We start from the raw sequence: 19,621 nt of genomic DNA, 5'->3' as shown, positions 1-19,621 counted from the left end.
AGTAGTTGAGGCCAAGCCTGTCAGTGAGGGGGCGCACCTCGACGCGCCGCCTCAATAGCTGCGATGTCGATCTTTCTCATCGTCATCATGGCCTCGAACGCACGCTTGGCCGTGGCAGGATCGGGATCGGCGATCGCTTCCGTCAAAGCCACCGGCGTAATCTGCCAGGACAGTCCCCACTTGTCTTTGCACCACCCGCACGCGCTTTCTTCGCCGCCGTTGCCAACAATCGCGTCCCAGTAACGGTCGGTTTCCTCCTGGTTATGGGTGGCAACCTGAAACGAAAAGGCTTCGCTGTGCTTGAACTCGGGGCCGCCATTAAGCCCGAGACAGGGAATGCCCAGCACAGTGAACTCCACAGTCAACACATCCCCCTGCTGACCGGCCGGGTAGTCTCCTGGCGCGCGAAGTACCGAACCCACAGAGGAGTCGGGAAAGGTTTCCGCGTAAAAGTGAGCCGCCTCTTCGGCGCTGCCGTCGAACCAAAGGCAAATCCTGTTTTTTGGATGCTTGATCATGTTGTTGGTCTCCTGTGACTATTGAGTGTCGTCACAGGTATGTCGGATGTCACCGTTGAAAATCGACACAAACAGGATTTTTTTCAAAAGACGAAGTTCCGCACCACCTCCGGTTTTATTGACGCTAATGCAGCGTTGCCTTGGAAAACACATTGATGACCACCACACCGGAAATGATCAATGCCATACCAATCACGCTCGCCGCATCCAGTACCTGCCCATAGACTGCCCAACCGATAAACGCGACCAGCACGATGCCCAGCCCCGCCCAGATGGCATAAGCCAGGCCAACGGGAATCTCTTTCAGAGTGTGTGACAGAAAGTAGAAAGCAACGGTATAACCTGCAATTACCAGCAGGCTGGGCCAGAGCCGGGTAAATCCTTCACTGGCTTTCAGGCCTGTGGTTGCAACCACTTCCGCAACAATCGCAATACCCAGAAAAATCCAACTTTTCACAATGCTGCAGCTCCAGATCTATATCAGGTTGAAATCGATATTAGCGGCTATCCTTTGTAGATGGCACGATTTAAGAGGTGACTATGAGCACTATGGATAAACGCCCGCTATACATACCTTATGCGGGGCCCAGCTTGCTGGAGATGCCGCTGTTGAACAAGGGCAGTGCCTTTACGCAGAGGGAGCGCCTGGACTTCAACCTGATAGGCCTTCTGCCGCAGAACGTGGAAACCATCGAAGAGCAGGCGGAACGAGCCTACAAGCAATACCAGTTATGTCAGACCGACCTGGACCGGCACATTACGTTGCGCGCAATCCAGGACGACAACGAAACCCTGTTCTACCGATTGCTGGAAAATCACCTGGAAGAAATGCTTCCGATTATCTACACCCCGACCGTGGGGGAGGCGTGTGAGGAATTCTCCAACATCTACCGCAACCATCGCGGCCTGTTCGTGGCCTATCCGGACCGGGAACACATGGATTACCTCCTGCGCAGCGCCACCAAGGAGAAAGTGAAAGTCATCGTCGTCACCGACGGTGAGCGTATCCTGGGGTTGGGCGACCAGGGCATCGGTGGCATGGGTATCCCTATCGGAAAGTTGTCGCTGTACACCGTCTGTGGAGGGATAAGCCCGGCCAACACACTGCCAATAATGCTTGATGTCGGCACCAACAATCAGGCCCTGCTTGATGATCCGATGTACATGGGGTGGCGTCACAAGCGTATCGGGCAAAAGGAATACGACGCCTTCGTTGCGGAATTCCTTGAGGCGGTGAAGCGCCGCTGGCCCAATGTCCTGGTGCAGTTCGAGGACTTTGCGCAGAACAACGCCATGCGCCTGCTGAACCATTATCGTGACCAGGCCTGCTGCTTCAATGACGACATTCAGGGTACCGCCTCGGTTTGCCTGGCCACCTTGCTGGCGGCGTGTAAAACCAAGAACGAGAAGGTCAGCGACCAGACCGTCGCTTTCCTGGGCGCCGGCTCCGCCGGCTGCGGCATCGCCGAGCAGATCGTCGTCGCAATGACCAACGAGGGTTTGTCAGAACACGAAGCGCGACAGCGGGTTTACCTGGTCGACCGCGAGGGGCTGCTCACCAGGGACATCGACGGCCTGCAGGATTTCCAGTGGGCGCTGGCACAGGATCCGGCCCGGATAAAAGACTGGTCGGGCCGTGAACTGATTGATGTGGTGAAACACGCGAAACCGACGGTGCTGATTGGCGTTTCCGGCCAGCGTGGCCTGTTCACCGAGGAGGTGATCAGAACAATGCACTCCGGCTGCGCGCAGCCACTGGTGATGCCGCTGTCGAACCCCACTTCCCGGGTGGAGGCCACACCCGCCGACATCCTGGCCTGGACCAACGGCGACGCCCTGGTAGCTACCGGCAGCCCATTCATGCCGGTAGAACTGAACGGCAAGACTTACCCCATAGCTCAATGCAACAACGCCTATATTTTCCCGGGCGTTGGCCTGGGGGTTATCGCCGCCGGCGCCACACGAGTGACAGATACCATGCTGATGGCCGCGGCCAATGCCCTGGCGAACGAGGCACCCATCGTCCAACAAACCGGCGAACGACTTTTGCCGTCCCTGGGCGATATCCAGCAAATCAGTCGCAACATCGCCTTCGATGTGGCCAGGCAGGCGCAGGAGGATGGTGTCGTTGTCCTGCGCTCTGACGACGACACCATCCGCCGGACCATAGAGCGCAACTTCTGGCGCCCCCGTTACCGGCGTTATCTCCGACGTTCGATCTGAAGGTGCAAGCAGGACTGCAACGTCACCCTCCACACGCCGCTTTCGGGCCCTCAGTCGTACCTCTCCAGGGCGTGGAGCGCGATGGTGTACTCGTTTTTGCCGGCATCAAACCCGATCCGGTAAGCCGCCGGGTACCACGCCGGGTAGCTGTACCTCTGCGGCTTCCTGACCGGTGACGTTATCTCCGGAAGTGACTGGAGGAAAGCCAGGGAGACCATTGGCTCAACAAACATCAGCTCACCCTTGTAATAGCCGTAAATGAAATTATGGCTGAAGGGTTGGCCATGTCACGGCCTTCCCCCTGGAAGGTGATTGCCTCACGTTCTCCATGGCTGATCAGATAAAAGTGCACATCAAAATGGGGAACAGAGTAGACACCCTCAGGAATGTGGCCGGCGGGGTTCCAGTCCAGAACGACATGATCATAGCCCGTCCGCGAATGCCAGGCTGGTAAAACTCAAAAGTGGGAAGAGCTTTCGTGCAGGCAATCCCCCCGGGCGTCAGCAGGAATCGCTGCGTTTTCCTGGCTTCGAAGCGAGTTGTGTTACAACATGCTCGTCCTGACTTTGTAACACACACTATTGAACCCCGGGAGATCCTATTCGTGAAAGTGAAAAGTGCCATGCTTTTTCTGGCAGCGACGACACTGGCCGGCTGTCAGACCTCGTCCCACGTTTCGTCAGCTGCTGCTGATGGCGATGGCCTTACCTGCAGCAAGATCAATCAGGCTTTTACAGCCTATCAACAGGACCGCCAGTCTGCGGAGGCCTGGAGCCAGCTGGCCCAGCTGATCAGCCCTACCGCTGGCAACTACGCTGATATGGGTGTAAATACCGCCTCCAAGTACTACGATCAGATCAAGGCGACTACCGATCTCGCACTCGCAGTCCGTGGTTGCCAGCCACTGCAGTGAGGCAACCGGGTTGACCATCCCATCTCAGAAACGGAGCCTGATAATGCAGCCAAAAGACATCGTGGCGCAGTACATCGCGGACATCCACGCTCAGCGATTTGATGAGGCAAAGGCTTTGCTGGCTGATGAAGGGTTTGAATATGTGGGGCCGAACATGCGCTTCCTTCGCCCAGACGACATGATGTCCTACCAGTTCGGTATGGCTGCCATCCAGAAAGACCTGATCGTCCGTCAGCTCAGCGCTGACGGAGAGCACGTGTTCGCGATCCTGGACTACCGGACCAACTTTGAAATGATCGGGGACGTGCGGCTTGCCGTCTGGTTTCGTGTCCGGAATGACAAAATCCAGACGGTTGAAGCCTTCTATAATGCGGCAGTGGTGGAAAACATGCTGGGAGGCAATCTGCCTTCCGGCTAGGCTCAGCCGCGGGCTTCCCGCTGTGCGTCTACCGGGGGCTGGCTTTGCTGGAAGCAAACACACTTCGCCCCAGCCACTGCCACAGATCCCGTGAATCCTGCCCACTGCCACGCACAAGCAGCCTACGCGCCTGTTGCTCGGCATCCGGGTCACTGTCGCCGGTCCAGATTTCGGTCAGGCTGGCGACGCTGGCCTCGACCACCAGGGTCAGCTCGTGGCCCGGGTCTTCACGGCACAGGTCGATCTCCCCGTTGGCAACCACCAGCCACCAATGCCGCTCCCGGTGCCGGGCATCATTCAGAAAAAAGTGGATGACCACTTTGCGGTCAGGGGGGAATTCATCAATGTTCGCGAAGCGGCGGATATCCCACATCAGGAAGCCAGCATCGAGCTGGTTTGCCTGCAACCGGCTGCCAATCCATCGTGCTCCCCAGTGACCAATGGCCAGGATAATCGGGCGCAACTCCTCACCCGCCGGTGTAAGTACATACTCCTGGTGGCTGCCCTCCTGCACCCGCCGAAGCACGCCCACTTCCTCAAGCTTTTTCAGACGCTGGGCCAGAAGCGTTGCCGACATCCGCGGCAAGCCCCGCCGGATCTCGTTGAAATGGGTGCTGCCACACAGTAGCTCCCGTACCACCAGCGGTGTCCATCGCTCCCCGAGGATTTCCGACCCCCGGGCCACGGTGCAGAACTGTCCATAGTTGGTCATGAGCTTTGGCTCCCTGGGCGGCGTTAGTGCCCCGTTCATTCATCCTAGTTCTTTTCAGTGCGGATGGCGCTCCATTTTCTGGACTATCGCCCGTACCCGTTCGGGCGGATAGTGATTCTGGAAACCACTGATAAGGGGAACAACATGATCAAGCTCGCCATCGTTCAGGAACCTCCGGTCTTTCTGGACCGGGAAAAGACCATCGAAAGGGCGGTACAGCTGGTTCAGGATGCCGCCAATCAGGGAGCGAGGCTGATTGTTTTTTCGGAAGCCTTCATCCCCGGCTACCCCGCCTGGATATGGCGACTGAAGCCGGGCGGCGACTGGGGATTGTCGGAGCAGTTGCACGGGCGCCTGCTCGACAACGCTGTCCAGCTTGGGTCTGATCAGTTGCGCCCGCTGCTGGAGGTTGCCAGAGAAATGCAGGTGACCATTGTGTGCGGCATCGATGAGCGCGACGAAGACACCAGCCGGGCCACCCTCTATAACTCGGTAATCACCATCAGCCCGCAAGGGACGGTGCAAAACTGCCACCGCAAACTCATGCCCACCAACCCGGAACGCATGGTATGGGGGTTCGGCGATGCCAGCGGGATGAAAGTCATCGACACCCCCGTTGGTCGGGTCGGGGCACTGGTGTGCTGGGAGAACTACATGCCGCTGGCCCGCTACGCGATGTTCGCCCAGGGCATCGATATCTACATCGCCCCCACCTACGACAGCGGCGACCGCTGGATTCGCACCCTTCAGCATATTGCCAGGGAAGGTGGGTGCTGGGTTCTCGGCGCGGGTAATGTGCTGCGCACGAGCGACCTGCCTGCGGACTTCCCGGAGGCCGACCGCCTGTATCCGGACAAGGAGGAATGGATCAACTCCGGCGATTCGATCGTCATTTCACCCGCCGGGGAAATCGTAGCCGGCCCCCTGCGAAAGGAAACCGGCCTGCTGCTTGCCGACATTGAGGTAAGCGACGTGAACGCAGCGAGGCGCAGCCTGGATATCGTCGGCCACTATGCCCGGCCAGACATCTTCTCACTGCAGGTGAACACACGACAGCAAAGGCCGGTGAGCTTTAATGAATAGGTTGGCAAAGGATCCCGGTTTTCGAGGCTTCTGATCGTGGTTTAACGCCAAGCCGTCAGAATATTTTACAGTTAAAGCACCTGGGCCGGAATTTCCCGGGGCAACGCTCATGCCTGTATGGCCCTAGTACCTGATTGGCGCAGTTATTCTTCGGGTAGGTATGGACTATGCCTCCATAAATTCATCGCTCGGAGCAGAGGGGAGAAGTGATGAAATCCGTAAAATATCTGCTATTCATCGCAGGCGTTGCGATGAGTTTTTCTTGCCAGGCCATCCCCGTTTATTGGAACGTTTTTAATATTGAGGGTGAATCCTCCATTGGCGCAGACCTGGTCACATACGATTCCCTGACCGACATGCTGACGGACACCAACCGGACCAGTGTGAACACCTTGTCCGGATTCGGGGCCAATGTGGTGGGCGGCGGTTCGAACGGCACAGACTATTGGAGTGTGTTCAACATTGAAGGTGAGTCCAGCATTGGTGCGGACATTGTGACCTACAGCAGCCTGACCGACATGTTGGGAGACACCAACCGGTCGAGCGTCAATACCCTGGGCGGGTTTGGCGCGAACATTGTCGGGAGTGGGTCCGACGGCACAAACTACTGGAATGTGTTCAACATTGAAGGCGAGTCCAGCATTGGTGCGGATATCGTGACCTACGGCAGCCTGACGGACATGTTGGCAGACACCAACCGGGCCAGCGTCAATACCCTGAGCGGGTTTGGCGCGAACATTGTTGGCAGTGGTTCCGACGGCACAAACTACTGGAATGTGTTCAACATTGAAGGCGAGTCCAGCATTGGTGCGGATATCGTGACATACAATAGCCTGAGCGACATGTTGGCAGACACCAACCGGGCCAGCGTCAACACCCTGGGCGGGTTTGGAGCGAACATTGTTGGCAGTGGGGCCTTTATTGTTGACGAGGCGGTTTCAGTACCGGAACCGGCCAGTTGGGGAGCGTTAATGCTCGGCCTGTTCGGCCTGTTGCTACGCCGATATCGAGTTTGAAATAGGTCTGTTCCGGTTTTCCGGTCGGGTTAAATACCGTATTCCCGCTCCACCTTCGCAATCCGCACCCGAAAACTGGAATGCCATTGCTGATGGCCAAGCCGCTGTGCAGCTGGTTGTTAAATATCTATGTGTACGATATCCTGCACAGGAACAACATCCTGTACAGGAGCAGCCTTATGGATGCCATTAGCTACACAGCTGCCAGAACCAATCTGGCAAAAACCATGGAGCAGGTCTGTGAAGACCATTCTCCCGTGATCATCACCCGGAGCAAGGCGCAGTCCGTGGTCATGATCTCCCTTGAGGACTACGAGGCGTTGCAAGAGACCGCCTACCTCCTGCGCGCACCAAAAAACGCCCGGCGTTTGCTGGAATCCGTTGCCGAGCTGGAGCAAGGCGGTGGTCAGGAAAAGGACCTTCTTGAATGAAACTCATCTTCTCCGAGAACGCCTGGGAAGACTATCTGTACTGGCAGAAAACCGACAAGAAGATCCTGAACCGAATCAACAAGCTTATCAAGGAAACCAAACGAGAGCCGTTCGAGGGTGTCGGCAAGCCGGAGCCCCTCAAACACAGCCTCGCCGGTTACTGGTCCCGCCGAATTAACGAAGAACACCGCATGGTTTACAAGGTCACGGATGACGCTTTGCTCATTGCCCAGCTCCGGTACCACTACTGAAATATTTTCGACAATCGTGCGAATTTTTTGATGCGGTAAGAAAAGAAACCTGTCCCGACTTCAAAGAGCAGGCTGTCCGGCTATGCCCGTTATCGAGTCTGCTCGTCCGATTTGTTGGCAGTGATATCTTTAAGGCCGCCAGAGACATACTTGTGCAGAACACTGGATACCAGAGACTGGTACGGAAGCCCTTCCTCCAGGGCGCGGCGCTGAAGCGCTTCCAGGTCCCGACTGGAGATACGGATATTGATCCTTTTGTCCTTCCGGAAGGTATCTTCCGCTGCCTTGGTAAGATATTCCCGACGTTCAGCGTCCAGGTCCGATTCAAACTCCCCGGACTCGTATGCCTCAAGCAGTTCTTGTTCTTCAGGATCTAATTTGGTCTTGGCCATACTACCCCCCCCTAGAAATTTCTTGGTGGCCTTGCGGGGCAGTAGTCCATCGGGCGGAGCTTTATGCCCCAGCCTTTTCGATTTGATAGGACAATAAATCTGACTCGGCTTAACCACCACAGAAAAGATGAATTAAACCCCTGACGGCCATTTAAACACTATAAATCAGTACCGGTTTCCCCTGCCTCAGTTCTCAATGCCTCAAGCACTGGAAGTAACTCGGGAACGTCGTTCAGGTAGAAATGCCATTCACGCTGGAAGTCATCAGACACGTACTTGCTCCCTTTCAACGTACGGACGTAGCTCTGGGCGTAAGGCTTTCTCGGTAACCAGGTCGACGGGGCAACCGAGCAGATCTTCCAGATAAAATTGCACGCCAAAATAACGCTTGGAGGTTGCCGGGCCGTCGAACGCCACCAGCACATCAATATCGCTGCTGCTAGTTGCTGTATCTCGGGCGGTGGAGCCAAAAAGCGCCAGTCGGGTTACCCCAAAACGGGCCTGGAGTTCCGGCTTACTGCGAGTCAGCAATTCAAGAGCTCGCTTTCTGTCCATCTTTCAACCTCTGGTGCGCATTTTCAACGGTGTCGTGTTTGCCAGTCTATCAAAAAGCCGTTCCTACGGTACGGTCGGGTTAAATACCGTATTCTCGCTCCACCTTCGCAATCCGCACCCGAAAACTGGAATACCATTGCTGATGGCCAAGCCGCTGAGCTTCCTGATGCTCTGCGTTCTTCTTCCAGTTGCGGATGGCCTCAAGGCTTTCCCAGTAGGACACTGTAATGCCCAGACCCTCCCGGGCGGATTCCATGCCCAGGTAGCCTGGTTGCTGGGCTGCTAATTCTGCCATTCGAGCGGCCATTTCGGCGTAGCCGTTGTCGCCGTCTGTGCGGTGGCTGCTGAAGATGACGGCGTAGTATGGGGGTGTGGGGGTATTAGCGATGTCGGGCATTGGTCACTCCAGGCGCGTCACGTTATGTGGCCGGTGCGTTTGCCAAAGGCTATGCGGCTCCCGCATTCGCCGTACGGTGTTTGCGGTATATGCGAACGTTCCAGCCACGGTATTTCGTATGGGTATCAATTTTGAACCCCACCTTCTCCGCCACACAAGCAGAAACGACGTGGCGGGTAGCGATGATCGCTATGATCGAGTCAATGTGACAGTGCGAGAAGCCATACTCCAACGCCGCCTCCGCAGCCTCTGACGCCAAGCCTTGCCCCCATACACTTGGCGCAAGGCGATAACCAATCTCAATTTCCTGAGCGCCATCTAGCTCGACGTGGCTCAATCCGCAAAAACCAATCACTGCTCGGGAAAGACGCTCGACAACTGCCCACTGACCAAATCCATGATCTCGGTAAGAGCCCTGGCACCAGTCGATAAACTGCCGGGTGTCATCCTCGGTGCATGGCCCATTCGTCGAAAACTCCATTACCCTCGGGTCACCAAGAATCTCCGCAAGGGGGCCAACATCATCCGATGAAAACTCACGAAGTAACAATCTGGGTGCTTCAGCTATGATCATGCGTCTGTCCGTGAGTCAGCGGCGTTGAACCCCTCATGAAACACCACCCTCCCTTGCGGCACTGAATCGCCGAACGGTAAAACAAAGAAATACTCTGCTGGAACACCTTCGTGGGCCAGGGCGTCTGTATTCACAAACCCGAATTGGCGGTAATACTCGGGATGCCCCACCAGGCAGCAGCCGTTCGCGTTCATCCCCTTCAACCGTTCCAGGCCCTCGTTGATCAGAGCCTTGCCAATGCCCTGGCGCTGAAAGTCCGGAAGCACCGACACCGGCCCCAGGCCATACCAGCCTTCAGAGCCATCCGACATGGTGACCGGCGAAAACGCAATATGCCCTACAACACGCCCGTCCACCTCAGCCACCAGTGACACCGATAGCGCGCCGGCGGCTCTCAGGGCTTCAATGATGAAGTGTTCCGTGTGGTTGCTGATTTCCAGCGGCTGGAAAGCGGCGAGGGTAATGGCCGAGATAGCCGGGATGTCCGTCTCGCTCTCATCCCTGATCATGATGTTCTGTGAGGTCATGGCCGTTACCTGAGTAGGGTGTTGGATGCCGTATTCACGCTCAACCTTCACCATCCCACGTATCGGTTGGCATATTGCTAACTTCCGTTTGCAGGCGCCAGACAAAACCAGGGGATTCCTCTGCCAACGCATTATAGATTGAATATGCGACATGCGTTTCCGCTCAAGAATAGTTGGCGTGCCTCGTCATCAAGCGAAAGTTCGTCGAGATTTTCCAGTGCCTTTGCCGGCGTGATCATCGGATAATTTGTCCCAAACAAAACCTTGCTACGACCGTGGCCGCGCATGAATTCGATCAAGGCCTGTGGATACCTCTTGGTGGTGTATGCAGAGGTGTCGATATAGACATTTTCATGTTTGGTAGCCACAGCAATGGCTTCATCTGTCCAAGGGTAGCCGATGTGCCCGCCGACTATGACCAGCTCGGGAAAATCCAAAGCCACCTGATCCAGATAGATCGGTCTCCCAACCTCTGACGGCATGAGCGGCCCGGTGTGACCAATTTGTGTACAGAACGGAACACCTAAATCACAACACGCGGCATAAACGGGATAAAACCGTCGATCTGTTGGCGGCACTTCCCAAAGCCAAGGCAAAATCCGGATCGCTTTGAAACCCAGCTCATTGATGCAGCGCCGAACCTCCCGAACCGCCTCCATGGGCTTCGAAATGTCTACCGATCCCACCCCGATAAGCCTTTCTGGCGCTTCAGCGACGAAACCTGCAACCTCGTCGTTTGAAATCATCACATTACGAGGAGCAAACCACGCACATATCAGGCTACGATCAACCCCAGCCTGATCCATCATCTCCAGAGTAGTTCTCACCGGGAGTTCGGCGGTAGGCAGTGGGATTTTTGTCCAGCGACGCAAGGACTCGAAAATGGGGTCTTGGGAATGCCTGAGCGTGGGATGTTGGGCCCATGCGTCAATGATCATGAAAATCTCTCCATTAGGACGGAAAATAAATATGTCCCGGTTTTGATAATTATGGCACCGCCACCTTGTACGTGCATGAGTTTGCTATAGTGTGTTTTTCCCGCTTCAAGGAAGAACGACCGGTGAAAACAGCAAGACCGCAAGATCAACGTTTTTCAGGTAAGTCCTCCCGGCTACCTGAGCCCAAAGAGCCCGAAGAGGTTGTTGTTTATCTTTGGGGGCGCATCTTTGCTGCTCTTTTCGTATTAATTCTGGTGGTGGGGGGCATAATCTGGGGCGCTTTAGAGATCTTTGGCACCGGGGAGCAAAAGGAAGCGCTGGCAGAGAATCAGGAAGTGGAGTCGCCTTCTCTCCCGTCGGTATATGTCGACCAGCCCGAGTCCGCCGAGCCTGCAGCTATCCAGTTACCGAAGACCTCATCACAAGAAACATCGGAATCTGGCGCAAACGCTGACATGCCGGACCAGACAAATTCAGTTCAAACTGAAATGGCCGAGACGCCTGCCGCCGTGTCCGAAACTGCATCGGGAGCAGCATCGCCTGATTCCGGTGCAGACCCCGCCTCCATCAAGCTACTTTCTGATCACGTGATCCGGGCGCAACTGAGTACCGGCCTGGAGGAAAAAGAGCCAATTGACGAGATCCCGAACGTTTTGACGATGCACAGTGACGGACTGATTCGAATTTACCTGTTTACCGAAATCCAGGGCATGGAAGGTCAGTTGCACTTTCACGACTGGTACCTGGAGGATGAACGGGTTGCGCGGGTGGAAATTAGGCCGTCCGTTGACCCCATGCGCGCATCCTCAGCCAAGTATATCGACCGACACATGGTGGGAGACTGGCGAGTTGAGGTGGTCACAGAGGAAGGCGAGCTTTTGGCCAAAGGGGAGTTTTCGGTTCTGCCTCTGTAACCGAAGTTGGAAACAGTGCACCGTTACCTGAGTAGGTTGTTAGATGCCGTATTCACGCTCGACCTTCGCTATCCGAACCCGAAAACTGGAATACCATTGCTGATGGCCAAGCCGCTGGGCTTCCTGATGCTCAGCGTTCTGCTTCCAGTTGCGGATGGCCTCAAGGCTTTCCCAGTGGGACACCGTAATGCCCAGACACTCCCGGGCGGATTCCATGCCCAGATAGCCTGGTTGCTGGGCTGCCAGTTCTGCCATCCGTTGGGCCATTTCGTCGTCGCCGTCTGTGCGGTGGCTGCTGACGATGCCGGCGTAGTAGGGGGGCTTGGGGGTGTTGGCGATTTCTGACATGAAGTGCTCCGGGTAGCAGTCTGGAAAAGCTTTCATGCTGTGGGCTGCTCGTGGCAATTCCTCCTATGCTCAAATTATACGCTAGAGTGTCTACTGCACCGGGGTAGGTCCACCCTAACTATAGAAGGTGTCCACTGTTCGTGGGTAACTCGGCAATCTAACGAGGCTGTAGAAAAACCCGGTTCTGAGTCGTTCCCACTCCCTGGTTCTTTAATTTTTTGTAGCGGCCATCCGCTAACCGATCATCTCGATTCCGCTGTTCAGCCATTAGTTTCGGCCGATCTGGCGCTGTCAGCGCCGGTATTGCAGGCTTCCAGCAACCTCTTCCTCAGGGCGCCCACTCTCGGTATCACGCCGCCAACCGCCCGTAATTCGCCAGCTTCTCAATATTGTGCACCAGGCAGTATAGCTGCCATTGGCCCTGCACCTTTTTCTTGCCTCGCAGACTGAAGCGGTTTAGCCGTTTCGTCGTACCAATGTTGCCGAACACCGGTTCCACCACCGACATGCGGTGGCTGTAGATCTCTTGCCCTGACGGCTGTCTACACGGTGTTTCATCCAGTCCGTGTAGTTGGGCAGGCGCTTGTTCTCGATGGTGAACGAGACCTGGCGGCCAGAGCCATTTCGGTGGTCTGCTGAGGCAGGGTTCTGCATGCATTGGTGTTTCTTGGGGCAGTGCCGACATTGCAGCAATCGACCTTCGAAGTGCACCCGGATCTTGCCATTCTCGGCTGCCCGTTGGCCCCGGTAGGTAAGTGCTTCGCCGGTTGGGCAGATGCAGGTCAGCTTCACCGGATCGAACTGGAATTCACTCGCCGGAATAGTGTCTTTCCAACCCTTGTCCGGCAGGTTCTGATGACGCTTGCCGTACTTGTCTTTCTGGTTCTGGAACTTCGGATCCCGGCTGCGGAATCGGTTGTCTGGCACGTAGCCGTTGATCTGTCTTTCATGCAGGTACTTCATGTTGGCTTCGTTGGCGAAACCGGTGTCGGCGGTGACGACCGTGCCTTGTTGGTAGATGCTCTCGGCAATGCCCAGTTTCCGGAATCGGGATTCAACGGTTTCCAGTACCGGTTGCAGGGTATGGTGTTCCTGGCCTTCGCCAAAGGCCTGGGCATCGATAATGACCTGGTGTTTCTTATCCACCGTGGCCACGCCGTTGTAGCCCTGGATCGTGCCCTTGCTGGTGGTCATCTTGGCGCTTTCATTATCGGTCAGGTTGCTCTTCACTTCCTTGCTCCGCTTTCCCCGGCCCATCCTTGGGCGGTTCGTCTTTAGGAAGCGGTCCACTTTGTTCATGGCTTCATCCAGCGAGAGGATAGTGTTCGCCCGACGGATATCCCGATCCAGTTCGGCTTCGGTTTCTGCCTCGTCCCGCTCGTAATGTTCCTTCAAGTGGTGGCGGATCAATCGCCGCAACTTCTCCCGTTTTTCGCCCAGTTCCTTGAAGGTGCCGGACCATTCCTTGGCGGCATTCGAGGACATCTTGCAGCCGTCGATGGCGAAGAGTTCGTTGCCCAGTAGTCCCTGTTCATGGCACACCAGCAGAACCTGCTCGAACAATTCCTCAATCTCGGCGGCATGGCTGCTGACGAACTTCGCCAGGGTGGTGAAGTGGGGAACGGTATCGCAGGACAGTGCTTTGAAGATGATGTTGGTCTCGCAGCACCACTGCATCTCACGGCTCGAGGTGATGCCCTTGGAGTAAGCAAACAGAATGATCTTCAGCAGGATGGCCGGATCGTAGGCTAAGCGGCCGGTGTCTTCGTTGCGGTATTTGGGATGAAAAACTGACAGGTCCAGCTTGTGTTCGATTAGGTAGTGCACCGCGTGCTCAAAGGTGCCAGGTTGAAGCTGTTCCTGGTAGTTGATCACGACCATGGCGCTCTGGTCGTAGTTGTAATGCTTGAAGCGAGGCATGCCAACGACTCCTTGTCCGTTTGCCTGATCTTACCAAACCGGAGCGGGGATTTCGGGGTTTTTCTACAGCCTCAACGCCAACAGAACGCGCCGCTGCAGAATGGAGGCGAAGCCGCAATGGAGTAGCCGTTGCCGTCACTGTATCGGTTAGATGCACCAATCATTTACGATATTGTCCCCAGATAATTTCGGTCCGCATGCATTTATACTTTTCAGCATCAGGTGTTGAAATATATGCTCGCTTTGCTCCTTGCGGAAAGCGAAATTCTTCTGTTAATAAATAATCGGAAGTGCTAGAGACCTCACTACATTGTTTTTTAGCGAATTTTGCCTTGTACCGTGTCACCATATAATCACCACGGTTCTCCTTGATCATGAGATAGATGGATAGGCCTCCCGTTGCCCAACTAATCTCTAGGTTCTCCTTGTAGCCATATAACTCTTTCTCATATGGAAACTCTTTCTCGCAGGCTGTCTGTGCAGTCCACATCATTTCTTTAGTTTGCCCCTTCATTTTCTCGAGAACACACTCTTCGTAATTATCTGGACCAAACCAACCACCATGTGCACCGTAGGACATGGGTGCCATCAGAAATAGAAGCCACAATCGCCTTATTTTGCGCATAAAAACTCACCTACCATTTTTTTTTGGATCTTTTACTTACTCCACATACCCTTTTCCAATCTGGCAACCTCGTCTAAAAGCATATGTTTGATGACATGATCCCCTCTACCGCCACCGACATAGACCGTTCGGTCAGCCTCTACCTTATTGATAATCTCTGGCCGCATGTGCGCTCGTAGCGCTGAATACCAGGCTGTATCTCCAAATGGTTCATTGTCAAAATCGAACTGATCAATCATCTCCCGCCATTTTGAAATATGCTCCGCTTTTTCCTGGCGGACTGCTCTCTTCTTGTCGATTTGCCACCGAACCCAAGGAGTGAGCAAGCCTCCCAGAAATCCCAGTACGGCTGTAAAAAGACCGACTATTACGGCATCCATGGCTCACCTCTAACGTAAAAATCAGGTTCGCCTTAGGTGTCACCTGTATTTACTTTTTAGTGATTTCTAAATTTTGGTTTATTCAGTTTCTATGAATGAGATATTAGCCTTTGCCAGTATCCAGTACAAAGGAAATTGAGAAGTTATACCGCAGTTCCTACAGTTCACTCGCTCTGTGAGAAAAAAATCTGCAGCATTCGCTTTATTTATTTTGAATTTTTCATCACATTGAACGCAGGATAACAAGTCGCCGAGCTGATTCTGAAGTGATTTTCGGATTGCATTGGCGCGGCCATCCAAAAAAATAGCCTCATATGCACCCATAGCAGTTATTATGTTGTAGCTTATGGTTTTCTTGTTCGTTGGATGGATTCTGTTGAAACACTCGAACAAAATCTGGGTCAAAAAGAGCAGAACTAGCGGCAACTTCCAATAAACAAAATCGTAATATTGGTCGTCCCAGGGACTCTCAAAAATGAAGTTGAACGAATAGTCTTCTGTTTTTAGTAGATCGCCTCGAGAGGTCGTAAGGTGCGTAGCTCTTTGCCAGGTTGGCTCGAAACCGTTTGAATGAGTCTTAGAATAAATTATGCTCCAAATGGTTTCTGCATCAAAGGCTTCCTTTAAATGAAGTTTTTTTATTGCTTTGTCAAATATATCGATTTTTTCTTTTTTGAAGATGCCATTAAAACTAATATGATTATTTTCTTCAAATCTTGATATGAAATCATCTTCGTAGGCTATTATCCATGACAGAAATAGCAAATGCTCTTTTAAAGGCTTTCTAAGTAATGAGAACGCTACAGAAAATTTTCTTTTTTCAAAACATCTCAAAGACTCATATAGAAAGTTGAGCAAGTCGGAAGTCAATCCAAGGATAGTATGACTTAGAATGTGATGTTTGTAAGGCCATATTAAATTATTGGTCTTCATAAATTGGAGAATGTCTAGATCTTCAAGCTCTTTTTCTTTCCCTCTTGCAGCTTCGTGAAATGCGTTTTCTACAATGCTGTGAGCGCCACTTTCCTCATACTGTTTAAGAAGGTGCAAAAGTTGATCATGAAGATGAAAGCAGAATTCATGCTTTTGCCAGTATTCTTCAGGAATAAGAGCTAAACGTTCTTCTGGAATGATATTCAAATACATTGAATTACCCATCATGCCCCTTCTGACTAACGCTCGCCATCACCGGTGACAAAACCGGAGCGACGTGTAGATTTTGGCATCCGGTGCATGGCCTGCTTATGAATAGACTTCGGACCTTAACCAATCGAGCACTAGACCCATACAGGATGAATCTTCATCAATGGACATCGGATCTCCTTCTGGAGTTGGCTTGACATCTAATTCGCCCTGACCATTAAATGTTGCTCTCTGTAAGAGATTCTTGGTCTGCTCATCAATAAGTCTATAAAACGTTATGCTCCCTTTCAGCACACCGTCCATGCACACCATACTGAATTCAATACAATAATCCCGGTTCAGAAAGCTTAGATTGCTGAGCTCACCATCTTTATGGTCAACACCTATACCCTTGAGCGGAAACCTGTCTCCATGAAAAAAAGAGAGGTTCTGTTGAAACTCTCGAAAGAGCTCCCTGAACTTTCCATAACGACGTTGCGCTTGAGCCAGTTTCTCAAGCGAATCTCCGGTACTATTCATGGTTCGATACCTTTCTTAATTCATAACGCAGCCCTGCACAAGCGGCTACTGAATGGCGGCGAAGCAGCAATGTTTAGCCGTCGCCGTGACTAGCATGGTCATATTTTATGATACTGCTTTTCCTGCAATGGAAATAATTGCGCTCAGTTCCCGCGAATCAGTCATGTCTCTTGCGATAACGAATAGCTTGCCTCTTCCACTTTGCTCGAAAGATTTGAACATACTCGGGGTTGCTCTCTTGTCGACCTTAATGTGGACTGTGTACCAAAACATATATATTCGGTAGTAATTTATTCCATACCAGCGTTCTGGGTGTGGATCGAGCATTGTCTTGCTGAACCTATCATCTACAAACTTCGAGACAACGAACGAAAAGCCCGAGGGATTAATATTCGCTCCATCAGCCCACACAATCGCTTTCGCCCGCTTCTCGTAAGGTCCCAACTTCACTTTCGAGTAGTAGTCATGTGTTGAAACTGATGCTCGCCAGAGGACGCTGATCAAGAATTTTCTGAAGTAGTCGAGATTGACATCAGGAATCACATAACCGAGAAGTTCGACTCCCCGTTTTAACTCTTTCGTCGAGTCAGAACTCTGAAGCAATACTGCCTGACCATAATTGTCTAAGTCTCCGAAGACATCCTCACAATCTCTACAGAGAATTTTGGTGTCATAAACACCAATGGGAGCTTTCCTCGGATAAACACCCTTTATATCAGTAATCAGCCGAGGCGGAGTATCACCAGAACGCAGTCCGCGAAAGAATGCTTCAGGGATAATATGGGCTTTGATTAATTTCTTATCCTCTCCGCACCCTCTACAAGTCACACAAAACTCCAAGAAATAAAACCGCAGTTAGATAGCGTTCACACTGGCGACAAAACTTTGATAGCTTCATCATCACGCCTTGGTTTGTAAGCTAACCACTAAAATGGTCGTTAAATCATAGCCCTGCAAAGCTAGCAGTCGAGAATAGTGTAATATCACAGGGCAATAAAGGCGCACGCTTCACAGTTCGAGTTTCTCTTGAAGCGTATACGCAGCGTACACAAAGCACAAACCCCGGCACATAGCCGGGGTTTGCGGTAGGAACGGAATGAAAGAGCGGTGGGGCTTACTTCTTCAACCCCATCTCCTCAATAGAAATCTCCCGCATCTTGAACTTCTGGATCTTCCCGGTGACGGTCATCGGGAATTCATCCACGAACTTGTAGTTCCTGGGTATCTTGAAGTGGGCGATCTTGCCTTTGCAGAATTCCCGCAGGTCGTCGCCGGTTACCGGCTCGGCATCCGGGTTCAGTTTTACCCAGGCGATGAGCTCTTCGCCGTACTTGTCGTCGGGAATGCCGGTTACCTGCACTTCCTCGATGGAGGGGTGGGTGTAGAGGAATTCCTCGATTTCTTTCGGGTAGATGTTCTCACCGCCGCGGATGACCATGTCCTTGATGCGGCCAACGATCTGGACGTAGCCGTCTTCGTCCATGGTGGCCAGGTCGCCGGTGTGCATCCAGCCGGCGTCGTCGATGGCTTCGCGGGTTTTCTCTTCGTTGTTCCAGTACTTCAGCATTACGCTGTAGCCACGGGTGCAGAGTTCGCCGATCTCACCACGGGGAACGACGTTGCCGGTGCCCGGGTCGACAATCTTGGTTTCCAGATGCGGCTGGGTGCGGCCCACGGTGGTTACCTGCTTCTCGAACGGGTCGAGGGAGCTGGTCTGCGTGGATACCGGGCTGGTTTCGGTCATGCCGTAGGCGATCTGAACTTCTTTCATGTTCATCTTGCCGTTGACCTTTTTCATCACCTCCGCCGGGCAGATGGAGCCCGCCATGATGCCGGTGCGCAGGCTGGACAGGTCGTAGCTTTCAAACTCCGGCTCGGCCAGTTCGGCGATGAACATGGTAGGCACGCCGTACAGGGCCGTGGCCTTTTCCTGGTGTACGGCCTGCAGTACGGCTTTGGGTTCGAAGCCTTCACCCGGGTAGATCATGGTGGAGCCGTGGGTAATGCAGCCCAGATTGCCCATCACCATGCCAAAGCAGTGGTACAGGGGCACGGGAATCACCAGGCGGTCTTTCTCGGTGAAGCGCTGGCTCTCCGCCACAAAGTATCCGTTGTTGAGGATGTTGTGGTGGGTGAGGGTGGCGCCCTTGGGGTTGCCGGTAGTGCCGGAGGTGAACTGGATGTTGATGGGGTCATCAAACTGCAACACGCTCTGGAGTTCGTCCAGTTGTTGCTGGGTGACTCCGCTGGCCTGGCCCAGGAAGTCTTGCCAGGTCCACATGCCTTCGTGGCCTCGCTTGTCGAGATTGATGACGCCTTTAAGGTCTGGCAGGCGCCTGGACTTGAGCTTGCCGGGCTGGCTGGCTTTCAGTTCGGGGGCCAGTTCGTAGACCATCTTGCGGTAGTCGGAGGCCTTGAAGCTGTCTGCGGTGACCAGTATGGAGATGCCGGCCAGGTTCATGGCGTACTCCAGTTCGTGCTCACCATAGGCCGGGTTGATGTTGACCAGGATGGCGCCGACTTTGGCGGTGGCGAACTGGGTTACTGTCCACTCGTACCGGTTCGGGGACCAGATGCCCACGCGGTCTCCGCGCTTGACGCCGATGGCCATGAAGGCGCGGGCGGCTTCGTTGACCTTTTCAACGAACTCTTTGTAGGTCCAGCGAATGTCCTGGTGCAGGCACACCAGGGCTTCGGTGTCCGGGTATTTCTCGGCGGTGCGGTCGAGCATGTCGCCGATGGTCATGCCCAGCAGTGGGCTTTCTGATGTGCCACTGGTATAGCTTGGAAGAGTCATGCTCATTATCTCTGCCTCCATTGTTGT

At 53.7% G+C, this 19,621-nt stretch carries 25 protein-coding genes and 1 pseudogene; 8 read left to right on the top strand and 18 right to left on the bottom strand.

The features are described from left to right. Positions 1-20 precede the first annotated feature (20 nt). Both QPM17_RS11535 and QPM17_RS11530 read right to left on the bottom strand, forming a co-directional pair. Positions 21-518 carry a VOC family protein gene (locus QPM17_RS11535; protein WP_285390890.1) on the bottom strand — a complete coding sequence of 166 codons (498 nt, stop codon included), beginning with the start codon at positions 516-518 and terminating at the stop codon, positions 21-23. A gap of 124 nt (positions 519-642) precedes the next feature. Beyond that, positions 643-975 (bottom strand): SMR family transporter, encoded by a 333-nt coding sequence (locus QPM17_RS11530; RefSeq protein WP_285390889.1) that lies wholly within the window; start codon positions 973-975, stop codon positions 643-645. Between the two features lie 83 nt (positions 976-1,058). Here QPM17_RS11530 and QPM17_RS11525 point away from each other — a divergent pair, with 83 nt between their 5' ends. Continuing rightward, positions 1,059-2,741: an NAD-dependent malic enzyme gene (locus QPM17_RS11525; RefSeq protein WP_285390888.1), complete on the top strand. Its 1,683-nt coding sequence runs from the start codon at positions 1,059-1,061 to the stop codon at positions 2,739-2,741. A gap of 50 nt (positions 2,742-2,791) precedes the next feature. Here QPM17_RS11525 and QPM17_RS11520 read toward each other — a convergent pair whose 3' ends face one another. Next, a complete protein-coding gene (locus tag QPM17_RS11520; RefSeq protein ID WP_285390887.1) occupies positions 2,792-2,974 on the bottom strand; it encodes a hypothetical protein in 183 nt (60 codons plus the stop codon). A 371-nt stretch (positions 2,975-3,345) separates the two neighbouring features. On the opposite strand from QPM17_RS11520, the gene QPM17_RS11515 reads away from it, so the two are divergent. Beyond that, entirely contained in the window at positions 3,346-3,654 is a 309-nt protein-coding gene (locus QPM17_RS11515; RefSeq protein WP_285390886.1) for a hypothetical protein, read from the top strand. 43 nt (positions 3,655-3,697) lie between these two features. Beyond that, a complete protein-coding gene (locus tag QPM17_RS11510; protein WP_285390885.1) occupies positions 3,698-4,072 on the top strand; it encodes a nuclear transport factor 2-like protein in 375 nt (124 codons plus the stop codon). Positions 4,073-4,100: 28 nt separating this feature from the next. Here QPM17_RS11510 and QPM17_RS11505 read toward each other — a convergent pair whose 3' ends face one another. Continuing rightward, positions 4,101-4,784, bottom strand: coding sequence for a winged helix-turn-helix transcriptional regulator (locus QPM17_RS11505; protein WP_285390884.1), 684 nt, complete (start codon positions 4,782-4,784; stop codon positions 4,101-4,103). Between the two features lie 144 nt (positions 4,785-4,928). On the opposite strand from QPM17_RS11505, the gene QPM17_RS11500 reads away from it, so the two are divergent. The 4 genes from QPM17_RS11500 to QPM17_RS11485 all read left to right on the top strand — a co-directional run bounded on the left by QPM17_RS11500 (position 4,929) and on the right by QPM17_RS11485 (position 7,565). Next, the gene (locus QPM17_RS11500) at positions 4,929-5,867 is read left to right on the top strand and encodes a carbon-nitrogen hydrolase family protein (protein WP_285390883.1); all 939 of its coding nucleotides are present in this window, start codon (positions 4,929-4,931) and stop codon (positions 5,865-5,867) included. Between the two features lie 209 nt (positions 5,868-6,076). Further along, a complete protein-coding gene (locus QPM17_RS11495) occupies positions 6,077-6,883 on the top strand; it encodes a PEP-CTERM sorting domain-containing protein (protein ID WP_285390882.1) in 807 nt (268 codons plus the stop codon). Positions 6,884-7,062: 179 nt separating this feature from the next. Then, entirely contained in the window at positions 7,063-7,314 is a 252-nt protein-coding gene (locus QPM17_RS11490; protein WP_285390881.1) for a type II toxin-antitoxin system Phd/YefM family antitoxin, read from the top strand. After that, the gene (locus tag QPM17_RS11485) at positions 7,311-7,565 is read left to right on the top strand and encodes a Txe/YoeB family addiction module toxin (protein ID WP_189571006.1); all 255 of its coding nucleotides are present in this window, start codon (positions 7,311-7,313) and stop codon (positions 7,563-7,565) included. The genes QPM17_RS11490 and QPM17_RS11485 overlap by 4 nt, the downstream gene beginning before the upstream one ends. Before the next feature lie 89 nt (positions 7,566-7,654). Here QPM17_RS11485 and QPM17_RS11480 read toward each other — a convergent pair whose 3' ends face one another. From QPM17_RS11480 to QPM17_RS11455, 6 genes are all read right to left on the bottom strand, one after another. After that, positions 7,655-7,957, bottom strand: a complete 303-nt coding sequence (locus QPM17_RS11480) for a CopG family antitoxin (protein WP_285390880.1) — start codon at positions 7,955-7,957, stop codon at positions 7,655-7,657. Between the two features lie 264 nt (positions 7,958-8,221). Then, entirely contained in the window at positions 8,222-8,512 is a 291-nt protein-coding gene (locus QPM17_RS11475) for a nucleotidyltransferase family protein (RefSeq protein WP_285390878.1), read from the bottom strand. Between the two features lie 79 nt (positions 8,513-8,591). Next, the gene (locus QPM17_RS11470; RefSeq protein ID WP_285390877.1) at positions 8,592-8,909 is read right to left on the bottom strand and encodes an antibiotic biosynthesis monooxygenase family protein; all 318 of its coding nucleotides are present in this window, start codon (positions 8,907-8,909) and stop codon (positions 8,592-8,594) included. Positions 8,910-8,958: 49 nt separating this feature from the next. Continuing rightward, on the bottom strand, positions 8,959-9,483 hold the full coding sequence (locus QPM17_RS11465; RefSeq protein ID WP_285390876.1) for a GNAT family N-acetyltransferase: 525 nt from the start codon (positions 9,481-9,483) through the stop codon (positions 8,959-8,961). Next, positions 9,480-10,010 (bottom strand): GNAT family N-acetyltransferase, encoded by a 531-nt coding sequence (locus QPM17_RS11460; RefSeq protein ID WP_285390875.1) that lies wholly within the window; start codon positions 10,008-10,010, stop codon positions 9,480-9,482. Before QPM17_RS11460 ends, QPM17_RS11465 begins: the two co-directional genes overlap by 4 nt. A gap of 131 nt (positions 10,011-10,141) precedes the next feature. Next, positions 10,142-10,948 carry an amidohydrolase family protein gene (locus QPM17_RS11455; protein WP_285390874.1) on the bottom strand — a complete coding sequence of 269 codons (807 nt, stop codon included), beginning with the start codon at positions 10,946-10,948 and terminating at the stop codon, positions 10,142-10,144. Between the two features lie 71 nt (positions 10,949-11,019). Here QPM17_RS11455 and QPM17_RS11450 point away from each other — a divergent pair, with 71 nt between their 5' ends. After that, on the top strand, positions 11,020-11,862 hold the full coding sequence (locus QPM17_RS11450; protein ID WP_285391121.1) for a DUF2914 domain-containing protein: 843 nt from the start codon (positions 11,020-11,022) through the stop codon (positions 11,860-11,862). A 39-nt stretch (positions 11,863-11,901) separates the two neighbouring features. On the opposite strand, the gene QPM17_RS11445 is transcribed toward QPM17_RS11450, so the two are convergent. The 8 genes and pseudogenes from QPM17_RS11445 to QPM17_RS11410 all read right to left on the bottom strand — a co-directional run bounded on the left by QPM17_RS11445 (position 11,902) and on the right by QPM17_RS11410 (position 19,594). Further along, positions 11,902-12,210, bottom strand: a complete 309-nt coding sequence (locus QPM17_RS11445; RefSeq protein WP_285391120.1) for an antibiotic biosynthesis monooxygenase family protein — start codon at positions 12,208-12,210, stop codon at positions 11,902-11,904. 349 nt (positions 12,211-12,559) lie between these two features. Further along, positions 12,560-14,130, bottom strand: a pseudogene (locus QPM17_RS11440) (transposase). Positions 14,131-14,290: 160 nt separating this feature from the next. Further along, positions 14,291-14,710, bottom strand: coding sequence for a hypothetical protein (locus QPM17_RS11435; protein ID WP_285390872.1), 420 nt, complete (start codon positions 14,708-14,710; stop codon positions 14,291-14,293). A 77-nt stretch (positions 14,711-14,787) separates the two neighbouring features. Continuing rightward, positions 14,788-15,135 (bottom strand): hypothetical protein, encoded by a 348-nt coding sequence (locus QPM17_RS11430; protein ID WP_285390871.1) that lies wholly within the window; start codon positions 15,133-15,135, stop codon positions 14,788-14,790. A gap of 78 nt (positions 15,136-15,213) precedes the next feature. Then, positions 15,214-16,296, bottom strand: coding sequence for a hypothetical protein (locus QPM17_RS11425; RefSeq protein ID WP_285390870.1), 1,083 nt, complete (start codon positions 16,294-16,296; stop codon positions 15,214-15,216). An 81-nt stretch (positions 16,297-16,377) separates the two neighbouring features. Continuing rightward, positions 16,378-16,797: a hypothetical protein gene (locus QPM17_RS11420; protein ID WP_285390869.1), complete on the bottom strand. Its 420-nt coding sequence runs from the start codon at positions 16,795-16,797 to the stop codon at positions 16,378-16,380. A gap of 105 nt (positions 16,798-16,902) precedes the next feature. Continuing rightward, the gene (locus QPM17_RS11415) at positions 16,903-17,625 is read right to left on the bottom strand and encodes a hypothetical protein (RefSeq protein ID WP_285390868.1); all 723 of its coding nucleotides are present in this window, start codon (positions 17,623-17,625) and stop codon (positions 16,903-16,905) included. A gap of 286 nt (positions 17,626-17,911) precedes the next feature. Then, positions 17,912-19,594 carry an AMP-binding protein gene (locus QPM17_RS11410; protein ID WP_285391119.1) on the bottom strand — a complete coding sequence of 561 codons (1,683 nt, stop codon included), beginning with the start codon at positions 19,592-19,594 and terminating at the stop codon, positions 17,912-17,914. Between the last annotated feature and the right edge of the window lie 27 nt (positions 19,595-19,621).

Origin of the sequence: Marinobacter azerbaijanicus (assembly GCF_030250645.1) — a bacterium.
Classification (GTDB): domain Bacteria; phylum Pseudomonadota; class Gammaproteobacteria; order Pseudomonadales; family Oleiphilaceae; genus Marinobacter; species Marinobacter azerbaijanicus.
Note: the sequence above shows the minus strand (reverse complement) of the source record. Positions and strands in the feature narration are given on the sequence as shown.